The sequence below is a fragment of the Variovorax sp. RTB1 genome (assembly GCF_035018765.1).
In the GTDB taxonomy this organism is placed as follows: Bacteria; Pseudomonadota; Gammaproteobacteria; order Burkholderiales; family Burkholderiaceae_C; genus Variovorax.
This window is the reverse complement of record NZ_JASJXG010000050.1, coordinates 1-22,675: the sequence shown is the minus strand read 5'-3', so window position 1 is coordinate 22,675 and position 22,675 is coordinate 1. Positions and strand designations below refer to the sequence as shown.

General features: G+C 63.7%; 21 protein-coding genes and 2 pseudogenes. 9 read left to right on the top strand and 14 right to left on the bottom strand.

Annotated elements, in window-relative coordinates; all coding sequences use genetic code 11:
- Positions 1–37 precede the first annotated feature (37 nt).
- From QN397_RS22435 to QN397_RS22425, 3 genes are all read right to left on the bottom strand, one after another.
- Positions 38–3,211 (bottom strand): efflux RND transporter permease subunit, encoded by a 3,174-nt coding sequence (locus QN397_RS22435; RefSeq protein WP_323501949.1) that lies wholly within the window; start codon positions 3,209–3,211, stop codon positions 38–40.
- Complete coding sequence (locus QN397_RS22430) at positions 3,208–4,398, bottom strand: efflux RND transporter periplasmic adaptor subunit (RefSeq protein WP_323496969.1); 1,191 nt, start codon at positions 4,396–4,398, stop codon at positions 3,208–3,210. Before QN397_RS22430 ends, QN397_RS22435 begins: the two co-directional genes overlap by 4 nt.
- A gap of 90 nt (positions 4,399–4,488) precedes the next feature.
- Entirely contained in the window at positions 4,489–6,390 is a 1,902-nt protein-coding gene (locus QN397_RS22425; RefSeq protein WP_409052634.1) for a potassium transporter Kup, read from the bottom strand.
- A gap of 51 nt (positions 6,391–6,441) precedes the next feature.
- Between QN397_RS22425 and hpnC the strand changes: the two genes are divergently transcribed.
- Genes hpnC through QN397_RS22405 form a run of 4 tightly spaced genes read left to right on the top strand, consistent with a single transcriptional unit; the run spans position 6,442 to position 9,854 of the window.
- Positions 6,442–7,371, top strand: coding sequence for a squalene synthase HpnC (gene hpnC, locus QN397_RS22420; RefSeq protein WP_416352353.1), 930 nt, complete (start codon positions 6,442–6,444; stop codon positions 7,369–7,371).
- Positions 7,368–8,207: a presqualene diphosphate synthase HpnD gene (gene hpnD / locus QN397_RS22415; protein ID WP_323496967.1), complete on the top strand. Its 840-nt coding sequence runs from the start codon at positions 7,368–7,370 to the stop codon at positions 8,205–8,207. The genes hpnC and hpnD overlap by 4 nt, the downstream gene beginning before the upstream one ends.
- Before the next feature lie 28 nt (positions 8,208–8,235).
- Positions 8,236–9,558, top strand: a complete 1,323-nt coding sequence (gene hpnE, locus QN397_RS22410) for a hydroxysqualene dehydroxylase HpnE (RefSeq protein ID WP_323496966.1) — start codon at positions 8,236–8,238, stop codon at positions 9,556–9,558.
- Positions 9,555–9,854 carry a hypothetical protein gene (locus tag QN397_RS22405; protein WP_323496965.1) on the top strand — a complete coding sequence of 100 codons (300 nt, stop codon included), beginning with the start codon at positions 9,555–9,557 and terminating at the stop codon, positions 9,852–9,854. Before hpnE ends, QN397_RS22405 begins: the two co-directional genes overlap by 4 nt.
- Before the next feature lie 23 nt (positions 9,855–9,877).
- Here QN397_RS22405 and QN397_RS22400 read toward each other — a convergent pair whose 3' ends face one another.
- Entirely contained in the window at positions 9,878–10,612 is a 735-nt protein-coding gene (locus QN397_RS22400; protein WP_323496964.1) for an HAD-IA family hydrolase, read from the bottom strand.
- Positions 10,613–10,627: 15 nt separating this feature from the next.
- Here QN397_RS22400 and hemH point away from each other — a divergent pair, with 15 nt between their 5' ends.
- Positions 10,628–11,671, top strand: coding sequence for a ferrochelatase (hemH, locus tag QN397_RS22395; RefSeq protein ID WP_323501947.1), 1,044 nt, complete (start codon positions 10,628–10,630; stop codon positions 11,669–11,671).
- Between the two features lie 332 nt (positions 11,672–12,003).
- Here hemH and QN397_RS22390 read toward each other — a convergent pair whose 3' ends face one another.
- The gene (locus QN397_RS22390; protein ID WP_323496962.1) at positions 12,004–12,429 is read right to left on the bottom strand and encodes a beta-lactamase hydrolase domain-containing protein; all 426 of its coding nucleotides are present in this window, start codon (positions 12,427–12,429) and stop codon (positions 12,004–12,006) included.
- 23 nt (positions 12,430–12,452) lie between these two features.
- The gene (locus QN397_RS22385) at positions 12,453–13,202 is read right to left on the bottom strand and encodes an MBL fold metallo-hydrolase (RefSeq protein WP_323496961.1); all 750 of its coding nucleotides are present in this window, start codon (positions 13,200–13,202) and stop codon (positions 12,453–12,455) included.
- A gap of 134 nt (positions 13,203–13,336) precedes the next feature.
- Here QN397_RS22385 and QN397_RS22380 point away from each other — a divergent pair, with 134 nt between their 5' ends.
- From QN397_RS22380 to QN397_RS22365, 4 genes and pseudogenes are all read left to right on the top strand, one after another.
- The gene (locus QN397_RS22380; protein ID WP_323496960.1) at positions 13,337–13,660 is read left to right on the top strand and encodes a metalloregulator ArsR/SmtB family transcription factor; all 324 of its coding nucleotides are present in this window, start codon (positions 13,337–13,339) and stop codon (positions 13,658–13,660) included.
- A pseudogene (locus tag QN397_RS22375) lies at positions 13,660–13,794 on the top strand (YeeE/YedE family protein); the annotation flags it as partial. The gene QN397_RS22380 and the pseudogene QN397_RS22375, both read left to right, overlap by 1 nt.
- Positions 13,794–13,988, top strand: a pseudogene (locus QN397_RS22370) (DUF6691 family protein); the annotation flags it as partial. The pseudogenes QN397_RS22375 and QN397_RS22370, both read left to right, overlap by 1 nt.
- 22 nt (positions 13,989–14,010) lie before the next feature.
- Entirely contained in the window at positions 14,011–14,565 is a 555-nt protein-coding gene (locus QN397_RS22365; RefSeq protein ID WP_323496959.1) for a DsrE family protein, read from the top strand.
- A gap of 66 nt (positions 14,566–14,631) precedes the next feature.
- On the opposite strand, the gene QN397_RS22360 is transcribed toward QN397_RS22365, so the two are convergent.
- From QN397_RS22360 to QN397_RS22325, 8 genes are all read right to left on the bottom strand, one after another.
- Positions 14,632–15,138, bottom strand: coding sequence for a DUF1993 domain-containing protein (locus QN397_RS22360; protein WP_323496958.1), 507 nt, complete (start codon positions 15,136–15,138; stop codon positions 14,632–14,634).
- A 102-nt stretch (positions 15,139–15,240) separates the two neighbouring features.
- On the bottom strand, positions 15,241–16,116 hold the full coding sequence (locus QN397_RS22355; RefSeq protein WP_323496957.1) for an alpha/beta hydrolase: 876 nt from the start codon (positions 16,114–16,116) through the stop codon (positions 15,241–15,243).
- Positions 16,113–17,177, bottom strand: coding sequence for a branched-chain amino acid ABC transporter permease (locus QN397_RS22350; RefSeq protein WP_323496956.1), 1,065 nt, complete (start codon positions 17,175–17,177; stop codon positions 16,113–16,115). Before QN397_RS22350 ends, QN397_RS22355 begins: the two co-directional genes overlap by 4 nt.
- Before the next feature lie 8 nt (positions 17,178–17,185).
- Positions 17,186–18,172, bottom strand: a complete 987-nt coding sequence (locus QN397_RS22345) for a branched-chain amino acid ABC transporter permease (protein WP_323496955.1) — start codon at positions 18,170–18,172, stop codon at positions 17,186–17,188.
- A gap of 11 nt (positions 18,173–18,183) precedes the next feature.
- Entirely contained in the window at positions 18,184–18,921 is a 738-nt protein-coding gene (locus tag QN397_RS22340; RefSeq protein WP_323501946.1) for an ABC transporter ATP-binding protein, read from the bottom strand.
- Complete coding sequence (locus tag QN397_RS22335; RefSeq protein ID WP_323496953.1) at positions 18,918–19,700, bottom strand: ABC transporter ATP-binding protein; 783 nt, start codon at positions 19,698–19,700, stop codon at positions 18,918–18,920. Before QN397_RS22335 ends, QN397_RS22340 begins: the two co-directional genes overlap by 4 nt.
- 8 nt (positions 19,701–19,708) lie before the next feature.
- The gene (locus tag QN397_RS22330; protein ID WP_323496952.1) at positions 19,709–20,917 is read right to left on the bottom strand and encodes a substrate-binding domain-containing protein; all 1,209 of its coding nucleotides are present in this window, start codon (positions 20,915–20,917) and stop codon (positions 19,709–19,711) included.
- 208 nt (positions 20,918–21,125) lie between these two features.
- Positions 21,126–22,675 (bottom strand): sigma-54 interaction domain-containing protein (locus QN397_RS22325; protein WP_416352352.1); only part of this gene is annotated, 1,550 nt, incomplete at its 5' end.

The following is a 22,675-nucleotide window of genomic DNA, read 5'->3' as shown; positions in this document are numbered from 1 at the left end:
AAGCAGACCACCCGTCGAAATCGGTCAACCGCGCATTTTAAACGCTAACGGGGACGTGTTTCTGCACCTCTTGCGAACCTTCGACAGGTTCGCGCTTGACCCTGAACGCCGCGGCATACATTGCAGGCAAGGCCAACAGGGTCAGCACGGTTGCCACGATCAGCCCGCCCATGATGGCGACCGCCATCGGCCCCCAGAAGACACTGCGCGACAGCGGAATCATCGCCAGCACCGCAGCCGCCGCGGTCAGCACGATCGGCCTCAGCCGCCGCACAGCCGATTCGACGATCGCATCCCAGGCAGGCACGCCCGCTGCCCGATCGCTCTCGATCTGGTCGATCAGGATTACCGAGTTGCGCTGGATCATGCCCATCAACGCGATCACGCCGAGCAACGCGACAAAGCCGAACGGCCGGTTCAACAGCAGCAATGCCGCCGACACACCCGCGATGCCCAGCGGCCCGGTAATGAAGACCAGCAGCGAGCGACTGAAGCTGTGCAGTTGCAGCATCAACAGCGTGAATACCAGGAACAACATGATCGGCACGCCGACCACGATCGACGACGAACCCTTGCTGCTCTCCTCCACCGCGCCCGCCACTTCGATGCGATAGGCGCCCTGCCCGTCGGCCCGCCACTTCGACTCAATCGCGCGCAGCTTTGGCAGCAACTGGCTGGTCACGGTGGCGCCTTGCAGCCCCTCGACGATGTCGCCCTGCACGGTGATCGTGTAGTCACGGTTCTGGCGCCAGATCACGCCCGGCTCCCATGTGAATACCGGCCGGGCGATCTGTGTCAACGGAATCGAATGGCCCGATGTCGTCGGGATGTAGGCGTTGCCGATGTCCGAGATCGCCTGGCGCTCGTCCGGTGACTGGCGCAAGACAATGTCGATGAGCCGGTCGTTCTCGCGGTATTGGCCCACGTTGGTGCCGCTGAACATCGTCTTGGACGCTTGCGCGATCGCCTGGCTCGTCACGCCCAAGGCGCGTGCCTTCGATTGATCGATCTCGAGCCGGATCACCTTGACCGACTCGTTCCAGTTGTCGTTGACGCCGCGCATGTTGGCGTTGTCGCGCATCACGGCCTTGACCTCGTCGGCCTTGATGCGCAGCGTCGCCGGATCCGTGCCGATCACGCGAAACTGCACCGGGTATGCGACAGGCGGGCCGTTGGGCAGCAGCTTGACGCGGCCCCGCACCTCGGGGAATTCCTGCGCCAGGATGGCCGGCAGTTTCACGCGAAGCAACTCTCGCTGATGCAGATCTTTCGTCAGCACGATCATCTGCGACACGTTGGTTTGCGGGAACACCTGGTCGAGTGGCAGATAGAAGCGAGGCACGCCGGTGCCGATCCAGGTCGCCACCGTGGCCACGCCGGACTCCTGCATGAACCGTTTCTCGGCACGTCGGGCAATGGCTTCAGACGCTGCGAACGAGGTGCCTTCGGGCGACCACAGTTCAACCAGGATTTCAGGTCGACTCGAATCGGGAAAGAACTGCTGCTGGACCTTGCCCATGCCGACGATACCCAACGCAAAAATCGCAACAGTCGCACCGATGGTGATCCAGCGGTACTCCACGCACCAGTTCACCGTGCGGCGGAACGTGTTGTAGAAGGGCGAGTCGAACAGCTCGTGCGGTGGCGCGTCAGGGTCGTGCGGCTTCACCTTGAGCAGCACCGTGCCGAGATACGGCACGAAATACACCGACACGATCCAGCTCAACAGCAGGGCGATCACGGTCACCGCGAAGATCGCGAAGGTGTACTCGCCCGTCACAGACTTCGCGATGCCGATAGGCAGGAAGCCAGCCGCGGTGATCAAGGTGCCAGTCAGCATCGGCTTGGCGGTCACGTCGTAGGCGTAGGTCGCGGCACGCACCTTGTCGTAGCCCTCTTCCATCTTCCGCACCATCATCTCGACCGCGATGATCGCGTCGTCGACCAAGAGGCCGAGCGCGATGATCAGCGAGCCGAGCGAAATCTTGTGCAGCCCGATGCCGAAGTAGTTCATCGCCAGGAAAGTCAGCGCCAGCACCAGCGGAATGGTGATCGCCACCACCAGCCCCGGCCGGATGTCGACATACCAGCCGAAGCGCCCGCCCTTGTGAAGCCCGAGCGCGATGAAGCTCACCGCCAGCACGATGGCCACGGCCTCGACCAGTACGTCGATGAACTCGCTGACGGAGTCAGCCACCGCCACCGGCTGGTCCTGGATCTGCGCCAGCTTGACGCCGGCCGGCAACTGCCTGTCGATCTCTTTGGTCGCGACCTTCAGCGCCTTGCCCAACGCGATGATGTCGCCGCCCTTGGCCATCGAGATGCCGAGTGCCACCACTTCCTTGCCCTGGTAATGCACCTTGACGGTCGGCGGATCGACGTAGCCACGGTGAATGTCGGCGATGTCGCCGAGGCGCAGCTGGTTGCCCGAACTGCCGCGAATGGGCATGTCGCGCAACTGTTCGACGCTGGTGAACTGCCCTGCCACGCGCACCTGCACCACATCCAAAGGCGACTGGATCGTGCCGGCAGGCTCGACTGCGTTCTGCGAGCCGATCTGCGCCAGCACCGCGTTGAAGTCGAGCCCCAGTTGCGCCACGCGCTTCTGCGAAACCTCGATGAAGACTTTTTCGTCCTGCAGACCGAATTGCTGCACCTTGGAAACGTCTTTGACGCGCAAGAGGCGCTGGCGCACATCGTCGGCAAAGGTCTTGAGCTCGGATTGGCTGAAGCCTTCGCTTTCGAGTGCGTAGATCACGCCGAAGACATCGCCGAATTCGTCGTTGAAGAACGGGCCCTGGATGCCGCCGGGCAAGTTTCCGCGCATGTCGGCGATCTTCTTGCGCACCGTGTACCAGACGTTAGGTACCTCACTAGCCCTGGACGAATCCTTGATCTCGAAAATGATCTGCGACTCACCCGGCTTCGAGTAACTGCGGATTTTGTCGGCGTACGGCACCTCTTGCAGCGTGCGCTCGATCTTGTCGGTGACCTGCTCGGCCACCTGCTGCGCAGTGGCCCCGGGCCAGAACGTCTGCACGACCATCACCCGGAAGGTGAACGGCGGGTCTTCGTCCTGCCCGAGCTGAAAGTACGAAGTGAACCCCAGCACCATGAGCACCAGCATCAGGTAGCGTGTGAGCGCCCCGTGGTCGAGCGCCCATTTGGAGAGATTGAACCCGGCGGGCTTGGCTTCGACCGGCGACGTCATTGTTTGGCACCCGCTGCGGTGGGCACGACAGCGGCGGCGGGCGCAGGGGAAGGCGCCGCTGCGATGGCGTTCTTATCTTGATAGATCGACACCTTCTGACCCGGCTGCAGTACGTGCACGCCGGCCACCACGACCATCATCCCGGGCGTGATGCCACCGGAGATCACCGCCGCGTTGCCGTCGGCCGTCGCGACCTGCACGGCTTGCAAACGCACCGTCATGGTGTCCTTGTCGAGCACCCAGACAGCGCTGCCCTGGCCCTCCTGACGCAGCGCGCTGGTCGGCAACTTGATCACCGCGGTGCCGCTGCGCGACAGGCTCTGCGGGCGGGCATAGACGGTGGCACCGAGGGCAGGCGCGGTCGCCGCATCGATGGCGACCTTGACGGTGTAGGTGCGCGTCACCGCATCCGCACTGGCCGCGACTTCGCGCACCTTGCCTTCGAGTTCAGCACCGCCAGCCCAGCCGCGCACTGTCACCGGCGCACCCGGCTTGATGAGCGCAGCACGGTCTTCCGGCACCGCGAACACCACGTCGCGTGCGCCGTCCTGCGCGATGCGAACCACCGGCGTGCCGGAAGTCACCACCTGGCCCGGCTCGGCCTCGATGGCGGTGACGATGCCCGGCACGTCGGCCACCAGCGTCGTGTAGTTGGCCTGATTGCCCTGCGACGACAACTGCGCCTGTGCCTGCTCGAACTGCGCCTGCGCCGATTTGTAGGTGGTCTCGCGGCGCTCGAGATCGGCCCCGCTGATGAAGTTCTGGTCGCGCAACCCCTGGTAGCGCTTGAGGTCACTCGCTGCGATGTCGCGATTGGTCGTCGCTGCGGCCAGCTGGGCACGCGCCGCATCGGTCGCGAGCTTGAAATCCTGCGGATCGAGTTGCGCCAGCACCTGGCCGGCATTCACATGCTGGCCCATATCGACCTGGCGTTTGGTGATCTTGCCGCCGACCCGAAAACCGATGCGCGATTCCACGCGGGCCCGCACCTCGGCGGAAAACTCGGGCTCGGTGTCAAAAGTGGAGACACCGACCGTCGTGATCTTGACCGCGCGCAACGGCTCCTCTGGCGGGGCGGGATGCGAGCAGCCGGCAATCGCCAATGCGGCAAATGCTGCCGCGACTGCTGAAGTGACCAGGGAACCGCGGCGAGCAAAAACAGCGCGAACGAGGGGCAACGCGGGCATAGGACCTACCTTGAGAAAACGAAACGGCAGTCATTACTGACCGGGCGGTTAGTAATCTAGGGTAAACGCGAAAGCGTGTCAATTGGCCGGTCAGGTCCGTTGCCCAAGCTCCACCAGCCGGTTGCCCGGCAGATGAAAGTAGTCCGAAGCGCGCCCCGCATTTCGCTGCATCCAACTGAACAGCGCCACCCGCAGCGGGTTCATGCCCGGCAAATTGGCCGAGATCGACGCCCGCGAGGTGAAGTACGAGGTCGTCATAGAGTCGCAGCCGATACCCTGCTGGTACGCGAAGATGCGAATGAAATTCGGCACGTCCGGCGGTTCCATGAAGCCGTGCCGCGCGGTCACCGTCCAGACGCCGTGGCCCAGCGACTCAGACTCGATGCGCTGGGCCGCGTCCACACGCGGCGTGTCGCAGGGCCGGACCAGCAGCACGATGACCTGGTCGTGCAGCACCTGGTTGTGCTTCAGGTTGTGCAGCAGCGCATACGGCACCGAGTCGACATCGACGCTGGGAAACACCGCCGTGCCACGCACCCGATGCGGCAGGTTGATGGCGAGCGATTCGATGAACGGTTTGAGCGGCAGGCGCTCGGCGGCCGCGACTTCGAGGCCGATGCGCCGCCCCTTCGCCCAGGTGGTGAATATCACCATGACCACCGCGGCGACCGCGAGCGTCAGCCAGCCGCCCTGCGCCACTTTCAGGCTGTTGGCAAAAACGAAGGTCAGGTCGACGATCGCGAAGAGCACCACGCCGACGACCACCGCAACGCGGTTCCAGCGCCAGAGCCCATAAGCCACCACGCCCGCCAGCAGCGTCGTCGTGACCATGGTGATCGACACCGCGATGCCGTAGGCGGCGGAGAGCGCGCTCGAACTCCGAAAGCCCAGCACCAGCAACAGCACGCCGACCATCAGCATCCAGTTGATTGCCGGCACATAGATCTGCCCGATGGCATCGCGCGAGGTCTGCACCACGCGCATGCGCGGCAGGTAGCCCATGCGCATCGCCTGCGCTGTCAGGGAAAAGGCGCCGGAGATCACTGCTTGCGAAGCGATGACCGTGGCCATGGCCGCGAGCACCACCATCGGCAATACGCTCCATGCCGGGAAGAGTCGGAAAAACGGGTTGTCGATGGCTGCCGGATTGCCAAGCACCAAAGCGCCCTGGCCGAAGTAATTGAGCACCAGGCCGGGCAGCGCGACAAACGCCCACGCCAGCCGAATCGGCCGCGCGCCGAAATGCCCCATATCGGCATACAGCGCCTCGCCACCGGTGAACGCCAGGAACACAGCGCCGAGTACGGGCAGCGCCTGCGCCCGATGCGTGAATAAGAAGCTGAAAGCATGGCGCGGATCGAGCGCTGCCAGCACCTGCGGCTGCTGCCAGATCTGCCATGCCCCACCCACCGCCAGAAGGAAGAACCACAGCAGCATGACCGGCCCGAAGACCTTGCCGACCACCGCCGTGCCCTTGCGCTGCACCATGAACAAACCAATCAGGATGACGATGGTGATCGGGATCACGAAGCGTTCCAGCCCTGGTTGCAGCACCTCCAGCCCCTCGACCGCGGACAGCACCGAGATGGCCGGGGTGATGAGGCTGTCGCCGTAGAACATCGCCGCGCCGACCAGGCCCAGCATGCCAAGCAGTTGCCAGGCCCAGACCGGCGTTCCCGGACCTTCCATTGCCCGGCGCGCCAGCGCCTGCAAGGCCAGGATGCCACCTTCGCCATCGTGGTCGGCGCGCAGCACGAACACCACGTACTTGAGCGTGACCACGAACATCAGGCCCCAGAAGATCAGCGACAGCATGCCGAGCACCGCGTCCGGCGAAAAAGGCACGCCATGGTCCGGATTCAACGTTTCCTTGAACGCATACAGCGGCGAGGTGCCGATGTCACCGAACACCACACCGAGCGCGGCGATCATCAGGCCTGCGCCCGGTGGCGTCTTGGCCGCGTCCTGCAGCGTCTTGGGGGGAGAGTTCATACGGTGGTTCGAGCGTGACGGTACGACGAGCATAGGGCCGGGCGGGACAGACTGCGACCGACGTGTGGCGACTCGCCGACAATCGCCGACGTGCCTGACCACTACGAAAATTTTCCGGTCGCGTCGTGGTTATGCCCGGCGCGCCTGCGCCCACCGATTGCGGCCATCTATGGGTTCGCCCGCACCGCCGACGACATCGCCGACGAGGGCGATGCGTCTGCCGATGAGCGGCTCGCCGACCTGAGGGCATTCCGCGCCGACCTGGCCGCCATTGCAGCTGGGCGCGCTGCCTCGTCGCGCTGGCCCGGCGTGTTCGGACCGCTCGCGGCTGCCATGGCCCAGTTCGAATTGCCCGAATCGCTGCTGGCCGATCTGCTCTCTGCTTTTATGCAGGACATCGAGAAAACGCGCGACGGCGGCGCTTATGCCGACCGCGCCGAGCTGCTCGACTACTGCCGCCGATCGGCCAATCCGGTGGGCCGGCTGCTGCTGCATCTTTACGGCATCGCCGAATCGGAATCGCTGCGCCGGAGCGACGCCATCTGCAGCGCACTGCAGCTCATTAATTTCTGGCAAGACCCGAGCGTCGATCTGCCGCGCGGACGCTTCTATCTTCCCCTGGCGGATTGTGCGGCGCACGGGCTGGCGCGCGAAAGCTTCGACTCTTTCAGGCCGATGACTTCGGCCAAGCCACCACGGCAGGCCATCGCGCTGATGGCACAAGAAACCGCATGGGCACGCGAGCTGATGCAGCAAGGCGCACCGCTGGTGCATCGACTGTCCGGCCGCGCCGGCTGGGAACTGCGCCTCGTCGTGCAAGGCGGCCTGCGCATCCTCGACAAGATCGAGGCCATCGGCTTCGACACTTTTTCAGAGCGTCCGACCATCGGCAAAAGCGATGCGCCGCTGCTGGCCTGGCGAACCCTGTGGATGCGGAGACAATCGCAACCGATGAAAAAAGAAGAAGCATCCCCGCGATGACGCCCGAACAGTACGTCCAGGACAAGGCGGCTGCATCGGGCAGCAGCTTTTATTACGCCTTCCTCTTTCTGCCGAAGCCGCGTCGCGCCGCCATCACTGCGTTTTATTCGTTCTGCCGCGAAGTCGACGACGTGGTCGACGAAGTGACCGACCCCGGTGTCGCCGCCACCAAGCTCGCCTGGTGGCGCACCGAGGTCGCCCAGTCTTTTGCCGGCCAACCGCGGCACCCGGTCATGAAGGCGCTCATGCCGCATGCGGGCGCCTACGGCATCGAGGCGCGGCAGCTGCACGAAGTCGTCGACGGTTGCCAGATGGACCTCGACCAGACGCGGTACCTCGACTTCCCTGCACTGCGCCTGTATTGCCACCGCGTGGCCGGCGTTGTCGGCGAAGTCGCGGCACGCATCTTTGGACAGACTGAGGACGCAACCACGCAGTACGCCCACAAGCTCGGCCTCGCTCTGCAGCTCACCAACATCATTCGCGATGTAGGCGAAGACGCATTGCGCGGCCGCATCTACCTGCCCGTGAACGAGTTGCAGCAGTTCGACGTCAAGGCGCACGAGGTGCTCAACCGCGTCCACTCCGAGCGCTTCGTCGCGCTGATGAAGTTTCAGGCCACGCGTGCCCATGCCGCCTACGACGAAGCGCTGACGCTGCTGCCCGCTGCCGACCGACGTACACAGAAGCCCGGCCTGATGATGGCGAGCATCTACCGCACGCTGCTGCGCGAGATCGAGAGCGACGACTTCCAGGTGCTGAACCAGCGCGTGAGCCTGACGCCGGTGCGCAAGCTTTGGCTCGCGTGGCGTGTCCAGGCTTTGGGTCGCGTATGACGCGACGGCGCCGCATTGCTCCCTTTCCATGAGGGCAACCACCGTCGCCATCGTGGGCGCAGGTTGGTCGGGTCTCTCCGCCGCAGTGGCCGCCACCCAAGCCGGCCACGATGTCACCATCTTCGAAGCAGCCCGCACGCTCGGCGGACGCGCCCGCGCCGTCCAGGCCACCCTGGCCGACGGCCAAAACATAATCCTCGACAACGGCCAGCACATCCTCATCGGCGCCTACACCCAGACCTTGCGCTTGATGCGACAGGTCGGCATCGATGTCGACACCGCACTTCTGCGCATGCCGCTGACGATGGTCTTTCCTGACGGCATGGGCTTGCGCTTTCCCAAGCTGCCGGCACCGCTCGACGCGCTGATAGGCATCGTGAGCGCACGCGGCTGGTCGTGGCGCGACAAGCTGTCGCTACTGCGCGTCGCCGCGGGATGGCTACGCACGAAGTTCGAGTGCGAGGCAGACCGCACGGTCGCCGATTTGTGCGGTGAACTCACGCACCGTGTACGGGCCGAGATGATCGATCCACTGTGCGTCTCGGCGCTGAACACGGCAGCAGACGCGGCCAGCGGTCAGGTGTTCTTGCGCGTGCTGCGTGATGCGATGTTCGGGGTGAGCGGCGGATCGAATCTCCTGCTGCCGCGTGTCGATCTGGGTGCGCTGTTTCCGGAAGCAGCGGCACGCTGGGTGGCAGCGCATGGCGGCCGCATCGCGCCGGGCTGCCGCGTGCAGGCGATCGTCCCCGCAGCGCGTGGCTGGCGGATCGTCGGAGACGGCGACAAAGGCCAGGCCGGCGTCGAGGATGCCAACGGCGAGTTCGATCACGTCGTGCTCGCATGCCCTCCCGGCGAGGCGGCACGGCTGGTCGAATCGAGCGGCGTTGTGCAAGCCAGAAGCTGGTCCGCCAACGCACGCGCCTTGCGATTCGAAGCCATCACGACGGTCTATCTCGAAGGCGGCCATAGGTTGCCCAAGCCGATGCTGGCACTGCGCTCGACGCCCGACGCACCCGCCCAGTTCGTCTTCGATCGCGCACGGACCGGTGGTCCGGACGGCTTATGGGCCATGGTCGTGAGCGCGAGTTCGACCGAGCGCGCGATGCTCGAATCGCAAGTCGTTGCCCAGGCCCGCGAGCAACTGGGTTGCGCCGATCCCAGAGTCGTGCTGACCGTGGTCGAAAAGCGCGCGACCTTCGCCTGCACGCCCGGCCTCGCGCGCCCTCCGATGTCGATAGCGCCCGGCCTCGACGCTTGCGGCGACTACATCGAAGGCCCTTATCCCGCCACGCTCGAAGGTGCGGTCATGAGCGGATTGGCCGCAGCGGCAAAAAAAATGCCCTCGCCATGACACTGCAGTACCTCGTCTTCGACTTCACGGAAGACACGGAAGGCATCGGCACTTTCGAAGCGATGGCGTCGACCACGCCAGCCGAGGCCGCTCAGGTCGAGGCTGAAATCGCGCAGGTGCTTGCATGGGCTAACGCCCTGTTCCCCCTTGGACGCGGCGAGTTGAGCGCTGGCGCCGACTGGGACTTCGATCTGCAGGAACCCGACGAAGGCGCAGCGCGGCGCACCTTCGTCGTCTCGATCAGCGGCACGGCAAGTTTTTGCGAAGCGGTTCGGGAACAATTCGCACTCGACTGAAGCCGGTCGCTCGGACTGCGCGGCTACCCTGCTTCCAGCGCCACGCACAGCGCGTGCAAGTTCGGCACGATCAGCTGCGGCCTCGCATCGTGCTCCCAAGGTCGCTCGTCGCGAACCAGCCAGGCCGCCTGCATGCCGGCGTTGAGCGCGCCGACCACGTCCAGCGCGGCGTCGTCGCCCACATGCAGCACGTCGCGCGGCAACAGGCCGACGGAAGCGGCAGCCGCACGAAATATCGGCGCATGCGGCTTGCCGCTGCCGAACGCGCGCGCGTTGAAGGCGGTGCGAAACCAGCGTCCGACACCGGTGAGGTGGATGTCTGCATTGCCGTTCGAAATCGCGACCAGCGGGTAGCGCTCGCTCAGCCACTTGAGGGCCGGCAGCGCATCGTCGTAGAGCTCCACGCGCTGACGCTGCGCGAAGAAGGCATCGAAGGCCGGGTCGGCAAGGGCCGGGTCTTCACCGGCGCGCCGTAGCGCGGTGCGAATCGACTCGCGGCGCAGTGCGCTCATGTCATGCGCGAGGTCCGATCGTTCCTTGGCAGTGGCTTCGCGCAGTTCGCGCAGGATGCCGGGCGTGACCAGCAGCTCCGCAGTCTTCGGCGCCTCCTTGACGAGCCATGCATGAAGCACGCGCTCGGCGCGCTCGATGGCGGGCCACACGGGCCAGAGGGTGTCGTCCAGGTCGAGTGAAATCGCTGAAATGCGCTTCACATCTAGTTGGACGGGAGCCACCGGGACTGCAGCTTCTGAGGTCATGCGAGAGAATATCGCATGCCTTCCAGCCCTGCGCCGAGCCCGGTCTCCCCTGCTACATCCCCTGCCAACGAGCGCACCGCCGTGCTCTGGTGCAACCTCGGCTCGCCCGACGAGCCCACCGCGCCGGCGGTGCGGCGCTACCTTTCGCAGTTCCTGCATGACTACCGCGTGGTGGAAATTCCGCGTGCCATCTGGTGCCTGATCCTGCACGGGATCATCCTGCGCGTGCGGCCCGCCAAGTCGGCTGCCAAATACGCCAGCATCTGGCTGCCCGAAGGGTCACCGCTCAAGGTGTGGACGAAAAAGCAGGCCGTCATGCTGGCCGGCTGGCTCGGCGAACGCGGCCATCGCGTCACGGTGCGCGACGCGATGCGCTATGCCAATCCGTCGATCGCCTCGCAGCTCGATGCGCTGCAGGCCGAGGGCGTGACCCGCGTGCTGGTAATGCAGGCCTACCCGCAGTATTCGGCGACCACGACGGCCAGCGTGATCGATGCGGTGCAGGCGTGGACCAAGCGGCAGCGTCGCATGCCGGAGTTTCGCTTCGTCAACCGTTACCACGACGACGCCGGCTACATCGATGCGCTGGCCCAAGGTGTCGAGCGCTACTGGCAGCTCAATGGCCGGGGCGATGTGCTGCTCATGAGCTTTCACGGCATCCCGGCACGCAACATCGCGCTGGGCGATCCTTACCAGGAGCAGTGCCTCGAAACCGCACGCCTGCTGGTGGCGCGACTGCAGCTCTCGCCGGCGCAGCATCGCGTGACCTTCCAGTCGCGTTTCGGTCGCGCGAAGTGGCTGGAGCCCTACACCGAGCCGACCCTGCGGGAACTGGGCGCAGCCGGCACCCGTCGCGTCGATGTGATGTGCCCCGGCTTTCCGGCGGACTGCCTCGAGACGCTGGAAGAAATCGCGATGGAAGGCCGTGAGGCTTTCGTGCATGAAGGCGGCGGCGAGTTCCACTTTATTCCGTGCCTTAACGACAGCCCGGCGTGGATCACCGCGCTGGCCGACATCACCGAGCGCAACCTCGCTGGCTGGCCGACCCTGCAGGGTTAGCCGCACAGATTCCCGGAGAACGCGGGACTGCCGCAATGCGGAATCGTTAGGCTCGTGATTTCTCCGGAGCCATTGAAGTCGCTGGCGCCACGCCGCCAAAATCGCTCAACTGCATGTGCCCTGAATCCGCACATTCCACATGAATAAGACCGGCACTGCCTCCCCCATGGCGCAGCGAGTTGTCGATCAAATTGCGCAACGCCGAATTCAACAGCGGTCGGGGAACCAACACGGTGGGTGGCCTGGGCGGGCACTCTAAAGCGACAAAACCGGTCCGTTCCAGCAAGGACGCACCTTTGAATACTTGAGTTGACTGATCTGTCCGCGTCTTATCAACCGAGAGTCTGCTTCACAAATTTCACAAATTCCGGTGACGTTTCCAGATCGAAGCCGAATCGTTTCGCTTCGGCGAATGTTTGACTGCTATTCCAGCCTTCCTGTCCCGCCTTGCTCAGCGACAGGAGCAGCGCAGCGCGCGCGCCGGTGGCGCAGTGCAACAGAAACGGGCCTTCGTGTTCTTTCATTGCATTGTCCAAGACCCCTATCTGGTCCGCCGATAGCGCGGCTTTGTTGACCGGAATGTTGATGTAGGCCATCCCGTGAGTCTTCGTCAAACTCTGGTTGGATGCCACAGTCTCCGATGGCAACCGGAAATCGATCACCGTTCTGATGCCTTGCTGCCTGGCAGCATCGAGATCCTGTTCGGTAGGTTGGGGCCCCATAAAAATTTGGTCGTCGATGCGGGTGCACGAGGTCATGCTTTGGCTCCTTGAAAATGAGATCAGCCCTGGAGGCTTTCGGTCATGTGGTCGCAGTATTGCGCCAGGTTTTCGGGAAGATGGTCCGGACAGACACCGCACTGCCGGTTGCCGGGCACGGCGTAATCGATGAACTTCGGATACGGCAGTTTCAGCTTGGCCATCGTGTCCCGGAACTGCTCCAGGGTTTGCTGCTGGCCGAGGCGCGGGTTGCGTTTCTTTTCCTGCGCAATGGTTGAAACGCGCCGGTCCTGATAGTCGTGGGCCGGATAAACCAGCGTGTCATCCGGCAATGAAAACAGTTTCTCAGTGACGCTTTTGTACAAGGCATCGGCATCACCATTCTGGAAGTCCGTACGGCCGCAGCCTTCGATCAGCAACGCGTCGCCGGTCAACAGCCTGTCGCCGAGCAGGTAAGCAAAGTGCCCGGCCGTGTGGCCCGGCGTGTGCAGCGGCTGCAACTGGAGGCTTCCCATCGTGAACGGCGTTCCTTCTTCAATGCCGACATCGACGCAGGCCAGCCGATCGAATGCCGGTGCCACGATCCTGCTGCCGACCTTATTCTTGAGTTCGAGGGCGGCCGTGATGTGGTCGGCATGGATATGCGTCTCCATGGTGAACGCCAGCGTCAGGCCAAGGCGGTCGACTTCTGCCAAATCGCGTTCCATGGTGACGATCACCGGATCGACCAGGATAGCCCTGCCTGTGTTCTGGCAACCCAACAAGTAGGTGTAGGTACTCGACAACGGCTCGAACAGTTGGCGAAAGATCATCGAAGTTCTCCTGGGTCGGGCGGTATGGCAGGCCAGCACTTAAAGCGCGGCGTGCTTTTGCCAGCAGAATTACATTGATTTATATTATATTGATAAGCATAATGAAAGCAAGCCTTTGAAATCGATTCCCCTTCATGAAATCTGCAGCCATCGCCTTCGACACTGAAACGCTGCGCCGGGCTGCCGATCAGGCCGTCGGTGCGCTCAAGTTACTGGCCAACGTCGAGCGACTGTTGTTGCTGTGTCAGTTGTCGCAAGGCGAAATGTGCGTGGGCGATCTGGAAACACACCTCGACATCCGCCAGCCGACGCTGTCGCAACAACTCGGCGTGCTGCGCAACGAGGGCGTGGTCGCCACACGCCGCGAGGGCAAGAACATCTACTACAGCGTGGCCGATCCGAACCTTCTGCAGATCCTCGAGGTTCTCTATCGCCTGTACTGCCCGAAGGAACAATGATGACGATTGCCTGGAATATGTTCACGCCCTGGCCGGCGTTGGCGGGCGGGGGTTTGATAGGTATCGCTGCAGCCATGCTGGTGTTGCTCAATGGCCGGATTGCCGGTATCAGCGGCGTCATCGGCGGCCTGTTCGTCGACTGGGGCTCGGCAGCATTCTGTTTGGCATGGGCTGGGGCATAGCCGGCTTCTGTCTGGGGCCGGGCTTGGTGGCGCTCGGTATGGGGCAGTTCAAGGCGGCGGTGTTCGCGGTCGCGATGCTGGCGGGCATGGGAGTCTTCGAACTCCTCGAACGACGCAGGATGGCGGCGCTACCGCGATCCGCATAGGACCACAAACCAAGGAAAACAGATGAAAAAACCAATCAACTTATTGTCGATCGTCACGACCGTTCTTCTCGCCCTGTCGTTGCAGTGCGGAGCGTCTGTTGCGTCGGCTCAAACGACAGTCCCGGCCGCCGAAAACACCAAGCCGCCATTGCAGATCGCGGCACAGACCGGGCTGAAGGTCGTCATTCAGATTAACTACGCAGACACTGTTCCCAATGGCATTGCCAAACAGGTGCTGGCAGCGAAAAACTTGTTCGATCATTACGCAGCGCTTGGCATGCAGCCTGGCAAGGACTACGACATTGCCATGGTCTTCAGGGCTGACGGCGCGCAATTTCTACTGACTGACGATGCCTACGACAGCAAAGTCAAAACACCGCATCCGGCAGGCAATCCGAATCGAGCCCTGCTCGACGAGATGGTCAAACAGGGCGCAAAGCTGTACGAATGTAGCGTCGCCATGCGACTGAAAGGCTACTCGGCTCAAGACTTGTTGCCGTACGCCCGTGTGGTCGTCTCCGGGATGGGCACCTTGGTCGATTTCGAGAAATCCGGGTATCTGCCAATCACGCCGTGACAAGTCTTTTCCTTGCCCGGACTCAGAGAGTCGACGGCCTGACCAGCGTCCCAAGCTCAGTGCCAGTTACAGGCGACCGAGAAAGTCGCGCTTGCCGACCGGCACGCCGTTGTGACGCAGGATGTCGTACGCGGTCGTCACGTGGAAGAAAAAGTTCGGCAGCGCAAAGTGCAGCAGGTACGACTGGCCGGTGAATTCAAGCTCGACCGTGCCCGCCTTCATCGTGACGACGCGTTCCTCGCTGCCCTCGAAGGCTTGGCGCGAGACGGTCTCTAGGTAGTCGCGTGTGTTGGCGACGCGTGCTCGCAGCTCGTCGAAAGTCGTTTCGGTATCGGGAAAGCTCGGTGCCGGGACGCCACTCAAACGCACCACGGCCAGCTTGCTGGCATCGCTCGCGCTCTGGATCTGGAACGACAGCGGGCGCATATCTTCGGCCAGCTTGGCCTGCACCAGCGTCGCGGGGTCGATGCCAGTGGACTCGGCATGCGCAGCACCCTTATCGAGCAGGTGCGACAGCTGCTTGAGGTTGTGCATGAAAACGGTAACGGATGCGTCATACATCGTGAGGGCCATGGGAATCTCCTGGAGTCGCTTTTGCGGTATTGGCGCACTGAGTGCGTGGGGATGAGTCGCGACAGCTTGCTCGTGACTCGGGCCGCGATTGTGACTGCGCGCTCAGATTCCTGCTGAGCGCACGAAGGCCTCGATCGGCGCCAGATGCGAATCCACATTCAGCGCCGGCGCATGGCCGCAACCGGGCACTTCGATCACTTGCAATCGCCCGGCGGCGCCCGGCCCACGACCGCGCATTTCGTCTATGACCTCCGGCCGCACCAGGTCGGAATCGACACCGCGCAGGAGCAGAACCGGCGCCTCGATGGCGTCCCAATGCGGCCAGATGAGGTAGTCGTTTTCATGCGCTGTGAACTGGCGCACCATCAACGGATCGTAGTGCGGCGTCACGCGGCCGTCGGGCAGTCTGCGCGTCGATGTCTCGGTCAGACGCAGCCACTGCGCATCGCTGAGCCATCCATAAGGTTTGTAAACCGTGCGAAAAAACGCTTCGAGTTCTGCGATGGTGTCGAAGGCTGGCGGGTTACCGGCATAGGCGCGAATGCGGTCGATGGCCGACTGCGCAAGCTGTGGGGCGTTGTCGTTCAGCGTGAGGCTCGCGATGCGCGACTTAATGCGTGGCACGGTCAGGCCCGACGCGCACACGGTGCCGATGGCGCCGCCCATCGACGTGCCGACCCAGTGGATGCGATCGAGCTTCAGTGCATCGCAAAACGCTTCTGCAAGCCGGGCATAGAACGAGAGCTGGTACTCATCGTCGGGCGCCGGGCTCCACTGGCTCAGGCCACGGCCGATGGTGTCGGGGCACACCACCCGGAATCCCTTGGCGGCAAAGTGTGCAGCGAGCTCATCCATGTCGCGGCCGGTCCGTGCCAAGCCGTGCCATGCGACGACGACCGGTCCGTCTTGTGGACCCCAATCCATCCAGTGGATTTCGCGCCCCAGTATCTTGACGTAGCAGGAAGACGGCGGGGTCATCGCAAGGCCCTCGCGCGCAAACGGCCGACGATGCCGGTCGGAAAGTAATACACCGACAACACGAACAGCACGCCCATCCACAGCAGCCAGCGGTCGGGCGACAGCAGCGCGGACAGCCACGGCAAGCCGCTCGCCGCATCGCTGCCGAGCTTGAGCAAGTCCTGCAGATAGCTCTGTGCCATGACGAACAACGCCGCACCGATCACCGCCCCGTAGATGCTGCCCATGCCGCCGATGACGACGATCAACAGCACGTCGACCATGATCTCGAAACTGAGCGAAGTGTCCGGCCCGTTGTAGCGCAGCCAGATCGCCAGCATCGCGCCCGCGAGCGTCGCGAACAGCGCCGACAGCACGGCAGCCGTGGTGCGATACACGACCACGCGGTAGCCGATGGCCTCGGCCCGAAACTCGTTCTCGCGAATCGCCTGCAGCACTCGACCGAACGGTGAGTTGACGATGCGCAGCAACGCCAGCACAAGCACGACCGCGACCACGAACAGCAGGTAGTAGCAGAGCAAGCGGCCGTCGAGCGAGACACCCAAGAACGGCTCGTCGGCAAATTCGAAGCTCGGCGAGATCAGCGCGGGAAGCTTGAACGTGAGGCCGTCTTCGCCGCCGGTGAAGTCCGACAACTGCGACGCCAGCGTCTGGAAAGCCGACGCCACCGCGAGCGTGATCATCGCGAAAAAGATCGCCCGGACGCGCAGCGAAAACAAGCCGACGGCCAGTGCCAGCACCAGCGACACCGCGAGCGAAGCGCCGAGCCCGACTACCACCGCGCCCCAATTGGCGCCGAGCCGCGTCGCCGCGATCGAGATGCCATACGCCCCGATGCCGAAGAACATCGTGTGCGCGAAACTCACGATGCCGGTGTAGCCCAGCAGCAGGTCGAAGCTCGCCACCAACACGATGAACACAAGCACCTTGGCCGCCACGCTCAGCGCCTTGACACCGGGGAAGATGAAGGGCGCGAAGGCCAGGCCGAGCAACAGCGCAACCAGCAGCACCGCCAGCACGCGGCTGCGCGGCATGTCATTGGAGAGAAGGCGTTTCAACATTGCCGGACTCATCGATTCGCCACCGGATAGACGCCCTGCGGCCGCCATAACAACACGCCGACCATCAGCAGGATGTTGGAGAACAGCGCCACCTTCGGTGCCAGAAATCCGCTGTAGTTGGCCATTAGCCCGACCATCAACGCACCGATGAGCGCACCACCGGTCGAGCCCAGCCCGCCGATGATGATCACGATGAAGATGAGCACGTTGACCTGCGCGCCGATCTGCGGCACCACGCTCTGCTGGAACATGCCCCACATCACGCCACCCAGGCCCGCGAGCGCGCTGCCGACGACGAACACGCCGATGAAGAGGCGCCGGATCCGGTAGCCCAGCGACTCGACCATCTCGCGGTCTTGCACGCCGGCGCGGATCAAGAGACCGATCTTGGTGCGCGACAGCGTCCAGGCCAGCGCGAGGAAAACGACCAGACCGATTGCAACCGCCAGCAGCCGGTATTTTTCGATCGAAGCGCCGAGCCAGAACACCGTGCCCTGCAACGCTGCGGGTGGCAGCAACGGAATCTGCTGCGGCCCCCACACCACCTTGATCAGCTCTTCGCCGATGATCATGCCGCCCATGGTGATGAGGATCTGCTTCAGATGCTGGCCGTACACCGGCCGCACGATGAAGCGCTCGAACACCACGCCCAGCGCACCGGCCGCCAGCATGGCGAGCAGCAACGCCGGCAGCAGCGCGACGAGATTGCGGCCGAGCGAGTCGACACTGGTCCAGTCCTGCATGCCGCCGAGTACGGTGGTCGCGACATAGGCACCGAGCGCGATGAACACGCCGTGACCGAAGTTGAGCACGTCCATCAGCCCGAACACCAGCGTGAGCCCCGACGCGATGATGAAGATGATCATCCCCATCGCCAGGCCGGCGATGGTGAGCGTGAGCCATGTCGATGGAGTGCCGACGAGGGGCAAGGCGACGAGCGCCAACACCGGCACGAGCAACAGCGGCTTCCAGTCGAAATCCAGTTCGAATTTCACAGCGATGGACTTCACAGTGCCAATCCCAGCAGCGACTGCTGCAAAGCAGTGTCTGCAGAGAACTCGGCCATCGATCCGGCGTGCACCACGCGGCCGTCGTCCATCACCGCCACGCTGTCGCCCAGGCGCTGAGCGAAGTGGATGTTCTGCTCGACCAGCAGCACCGTCACGCCGCTCGCCTTGAGCTGCGCGAAGGCGTCGATCATGTTGTTGATGATGGCCGGCGCGAGTCCCTTGCTCGGCTCGTCCACGATGAGCAGTTCACGCGGCTCGACGATGGCGCGCGATACCGCGAGCATCTGCTTTTGGCCGCCCGACAGCTTGCCGGCGGGGTGATTCCAGAACTTCTCGACCGCTGGGAACAGCTCGAAGATCCATTCGAGCCGGACCGTGTCGATGTCCGATGCGCGCTTGGCGCTGCGTGCCGCGAGCACCATGTTTTCTTTCACCGTCAGGTCCGAGAAGATGCCCATCGTTTCAGGAACGTAGGCGATGCCGAGCTCGGCGATTTGAGGTGTCGACAGGTGCGTGATGTCTTGACCATCGCCCTGCCCCGCGCCAAAGCGCACGGTACCTTGCGAGGCCTGCCACAGTCCCATGATGGTTCGCAGCGTCGTCGTCTTGCCCGCACCATTGCGGCCGAGCAGCATCGTGAGCTGGCCGCGCGGCACCACGAGGTCGACGCCGTGGAGGATGTGGTACGCGCCGATATGCGTGTGCACGCCCTTCAGTTCGAGCAGGTTGGTCATGCGGCTTCCTTCACGGCGGCCGAACCTGCAGCAACACCAAGGTACGCCTCCTGCACGATCGGCGATGCGATCACTTCAGCCGGTTCGCCGTCCGCCACCAGCGTGCCGTTGTGCAGCACGATGATGCGGTCGGCCAACTCGCGCACCACGTCCATCTTGTGTTCGACCAGCAGGATGGTCTTGCGCTTGTCCTGCTTGAGCTTGCGGATCAGATCGAGGATGACCGGCGCTTCGGCCGCGTTCATGCCGGCAGTGGGTTCGTCGAACATGAAGACCTTGGGTTCGAGTGCCATCAGCAACGCGACTTCGAGCTTGCGCTGATCGCCGTGCGGCAGGCTGGACACCACCGCGTATTCCTTGGACTTGAGTGCCACGTCGGCCAGGATCTGGTCGGCGCGATCGGTCAGATCTTTGTGATCGCTCCAGATGCTCCACAGGTTGAAGCCGCGCCGATGCGCGCCTTCGCGAGCAGCCTGCACCGCGAGCCGGACGTTTTCGAGCACGCTCAGGTTGGGAAACAGATTGGTCAACTGAAACGCCCTGCCGAGACCGGCACGCGTGCGCTCGGAAGGCGACAGTCCCGACAGCACGCGACCATCGAGCGAGACCGTGCCGGCGCTCGCTTTGAGCTGCCCGGAGATCAGGTTGAAGTAGGTCGTCTTGCCCGCACCGTTGGGGCCGACGATGGCAGTCAACGTGCCCGGCGCGAAAGCGCACGAGACCGCGTTGACCGCCACGTGACCGCCGAAGCGGATGGTCAGATTTTTCGTTTCGAGCAAGAGCCGACTCAGCGCTTGTTCTTGATGGGGATGTTCATCTCTTCAGGCTTGATTTCGTGCACCAGCTCCGGCACGCCCCATGCGAATGCCGGGTCGATCTTGATCTTGAAGTGGTACATCGACTGCATTGCCTGATGGTCTTCCTTGCGGAAAGTCATCGTGCCCTTGGGCGTATCGAAGCTCATGCCTTCCATGGTGGTGATGAGCTTGTTGGTGCCGGTGTCGCCACCCGTCTTCTTCAGCGCAGTGACGATGGCCGTGGCCGCCGCGAAGCCGCCTGCGGTGAAGAAGTCAGGCGGTGCCTTGTACTTCTTGTAGTGGTTGGCGACCAGCCATTCGTTGGTCGCGTTCTTCGGGATGCCGAAGTAGTAGTAGATCGAGCCTTCCATGCCCGGGAACGGCTTGTAGTTGACCAGCGCCGGCAGGATGTTGCCGCCGCCCGCGATCTCGATGCCGGCGCTCTTCAAGCCGAGGTCCGACACCTTGAACGAATTGGCCGCGCCGGCCCACACGATGTAGACCACCTTGCGGCCCGACACGCCCTTGAATTTTTCAAGCACGCGTTGCGCAGCCGCGGTGAAGTCGGTGGTCGCCGGCGGCAGGTATTCCTCGCCCACGATCTTGGCCTTCTTGATGGCTTCCTTGAAGGCTGTCTGGCCATCGCGCCCGAACGCGTTGTCTTGCGCCATCAGCACGATCGACGTGCCTTCCTTGTCTTGCGCGACCGCGTTGCTGATGGCGTCCTGCGAGCTGTTGCGCGCGGTGCGAAAGATGTACTTGTTCCACTTGTCGCCGGTGATCGAATCGGCCACAGCGGGCTCGACCACGAGAATCTTTTTGTACTCCTCCGCGACAGGCAGCATCGCCAGCGCAGCGCCTGACGACGAGGTGCCGACGGCGAGGTCGGCCTTGTCGTCGCTGTACGCCGTGGCGAGCAAAGACTTGGCGACATCGGGCTTGCCCTGGTCGTCTTTTTCCATCACGACCAGCTTGCGGCCGTTGACCATCATCGTGCCGCCGGTCGCGTATTCGAGGCCGAGGTTGAAGCCGATCGCGGTCTGCTTGCCATAGGCTTCGAGCGGACCGGTGTTGCTGTAGATGTGGGCAATGCGGATGTCCTTGCCGGACTGCGCGAAGGCCGGCGTCTGACCCAGCATGGCGAGCGTGCCGATGGCGCCAAAGGCGGCCGCGAGCGCGACGGTGTTGCGACGATTCATCTTTTGTCTCCGTGGAATGATGGCTGAATATTGCACAGTTCATGCCAGCGCGGAAACGCTTGTTTACACGGGGTGTTCATTTGCAAAGTGCAACTTTCGTGCGATGCACAGACAGCCGTTTTGCTCGTATTTCATACAACTGCCTGATCTGTGGTCAGGGTTTTCCAGCAGCTTGCTTGACGCGGTGCCTGTTCGGCCTGTACGGCAATCAGCGGTCTTCGGTGGCACCCGTCATGCGGTCGTACAGCGTGGCGCGCGAGATGCCGAGCAACCGCGACGCCGCCAGCTTGTTGCCGCCGGTGCTCGACATCGCCGCAGCGATCGCGCGTTGCTCGAGTTCGGCGATCTGTTCCGACAGCGGCCGCAACAAGCGCGTGCCGTCGACATCGTCGTCAGCCTGCAATGGCACCTCAGGCGCCGCTATCTTTTCAACACCCGTTTCGGCCAGCACGCGCTTGATCTCGGCCGCGTCGATGCGCGTCGAATCGCTGCGCATCGCGACCTGTTCCAGCACGTTGCGCAGTTCGCGGATGTTGCCGCGCCAGTGCTGCGCGGCCAGCAGCGCCAGCGCATCGGGCAGCAGTTCGGGAGGCGCCTCGCCACTTCGCTGCGCCATGTCGTCGCCCAGTGCTTCGACCAGCGCCGGGATGTCTCCGCGCCTGTCGCGCAACGGCGGCACGCGCAACGGCAAGACGTTGAGCCGGTAGTAAAGGTCTTCGCGAAAGCGCCCCTCTCGCACCAGCGCCGCCAGGTCGCGCGAGGTGGCGGCGATCACCCGCGCATCGAAAGCGATCAGCTTGTTGGAACCCAGCGGTTCGATCTCGCCTTCTTGCAGCGCGCGCAACAGCTTGGCCTGCAGGCCGAGCGGCATATCGCCGATCTCGTCGAGGAACAGCGTGCCGCCGTCGGCCAGCTTGAACTTGCCCTCGCGCCCCTTGCGGTCAGCGCCGGTGAACGCGCCGGGCGCAAAGCCGAAGAACTCGGCTTCCAGCAGCGTGTCGGGCACGGCCGCGATGTTGAGGCTGACGAACGGCCCTTGCGCACGCGCCGACGCCGCATGGATGGCGTGCGCCAGCAGCTCCTTGCCGGTGCCCGTCTCGCCGAGCAGCAGCACCGGGCTCGATGACTGGGCAGCGCGTCGCGCATGCCGCTTGATGTCAACAGCTGCCGGACTGCTGCCGATGAAGCTCGCGAACGTGTGCTTGGCGCGGCGCTGGCCATCGGTACCGGCCTGCTTCCACAGCGGATGGTTACGCTGCGTCGCCAGCTCGCGCCGCGCGTCGTCGAGGTCGCGCTGCAGCAAGGCGAACTTGCTGATGAGCGGCTGCAGCGTCGTCTCCGGCTGGTCGAACAACACGATGCCGATGGCGCCGATCACGTCGCCCAGCACATACCCCGCATCGCCCTCGCGCTCCTCATGCAACGGAATACGGCTGACGACGAAAGTGCCCGCCTTGTTGGTCAGCAGGTCGATGAGGATCGGTTGCCCGGTTTCCAACACCTGCCGCATCTGCGTGTTGGGGATGACGTCTTCGACCATCTGCCCCAGAAACTGGTCGACCGACGCGAAGCCGAGCGCCGGCAGAAAGCGCTTGTAGCCCTCGTTCACCCAAACGATGCGCCCGCTCCGGTCGACCAGGAACATGCCCTGGCTGATGCTGGAGAAGAGGTGGAACATCGACCGCGCTGCCAGGGCGAGGATGGCGTTGGCGTCGAGGGGCAGCGCGGGTGGCGTGGCTGAAGCGGCAGGGGCTGGAG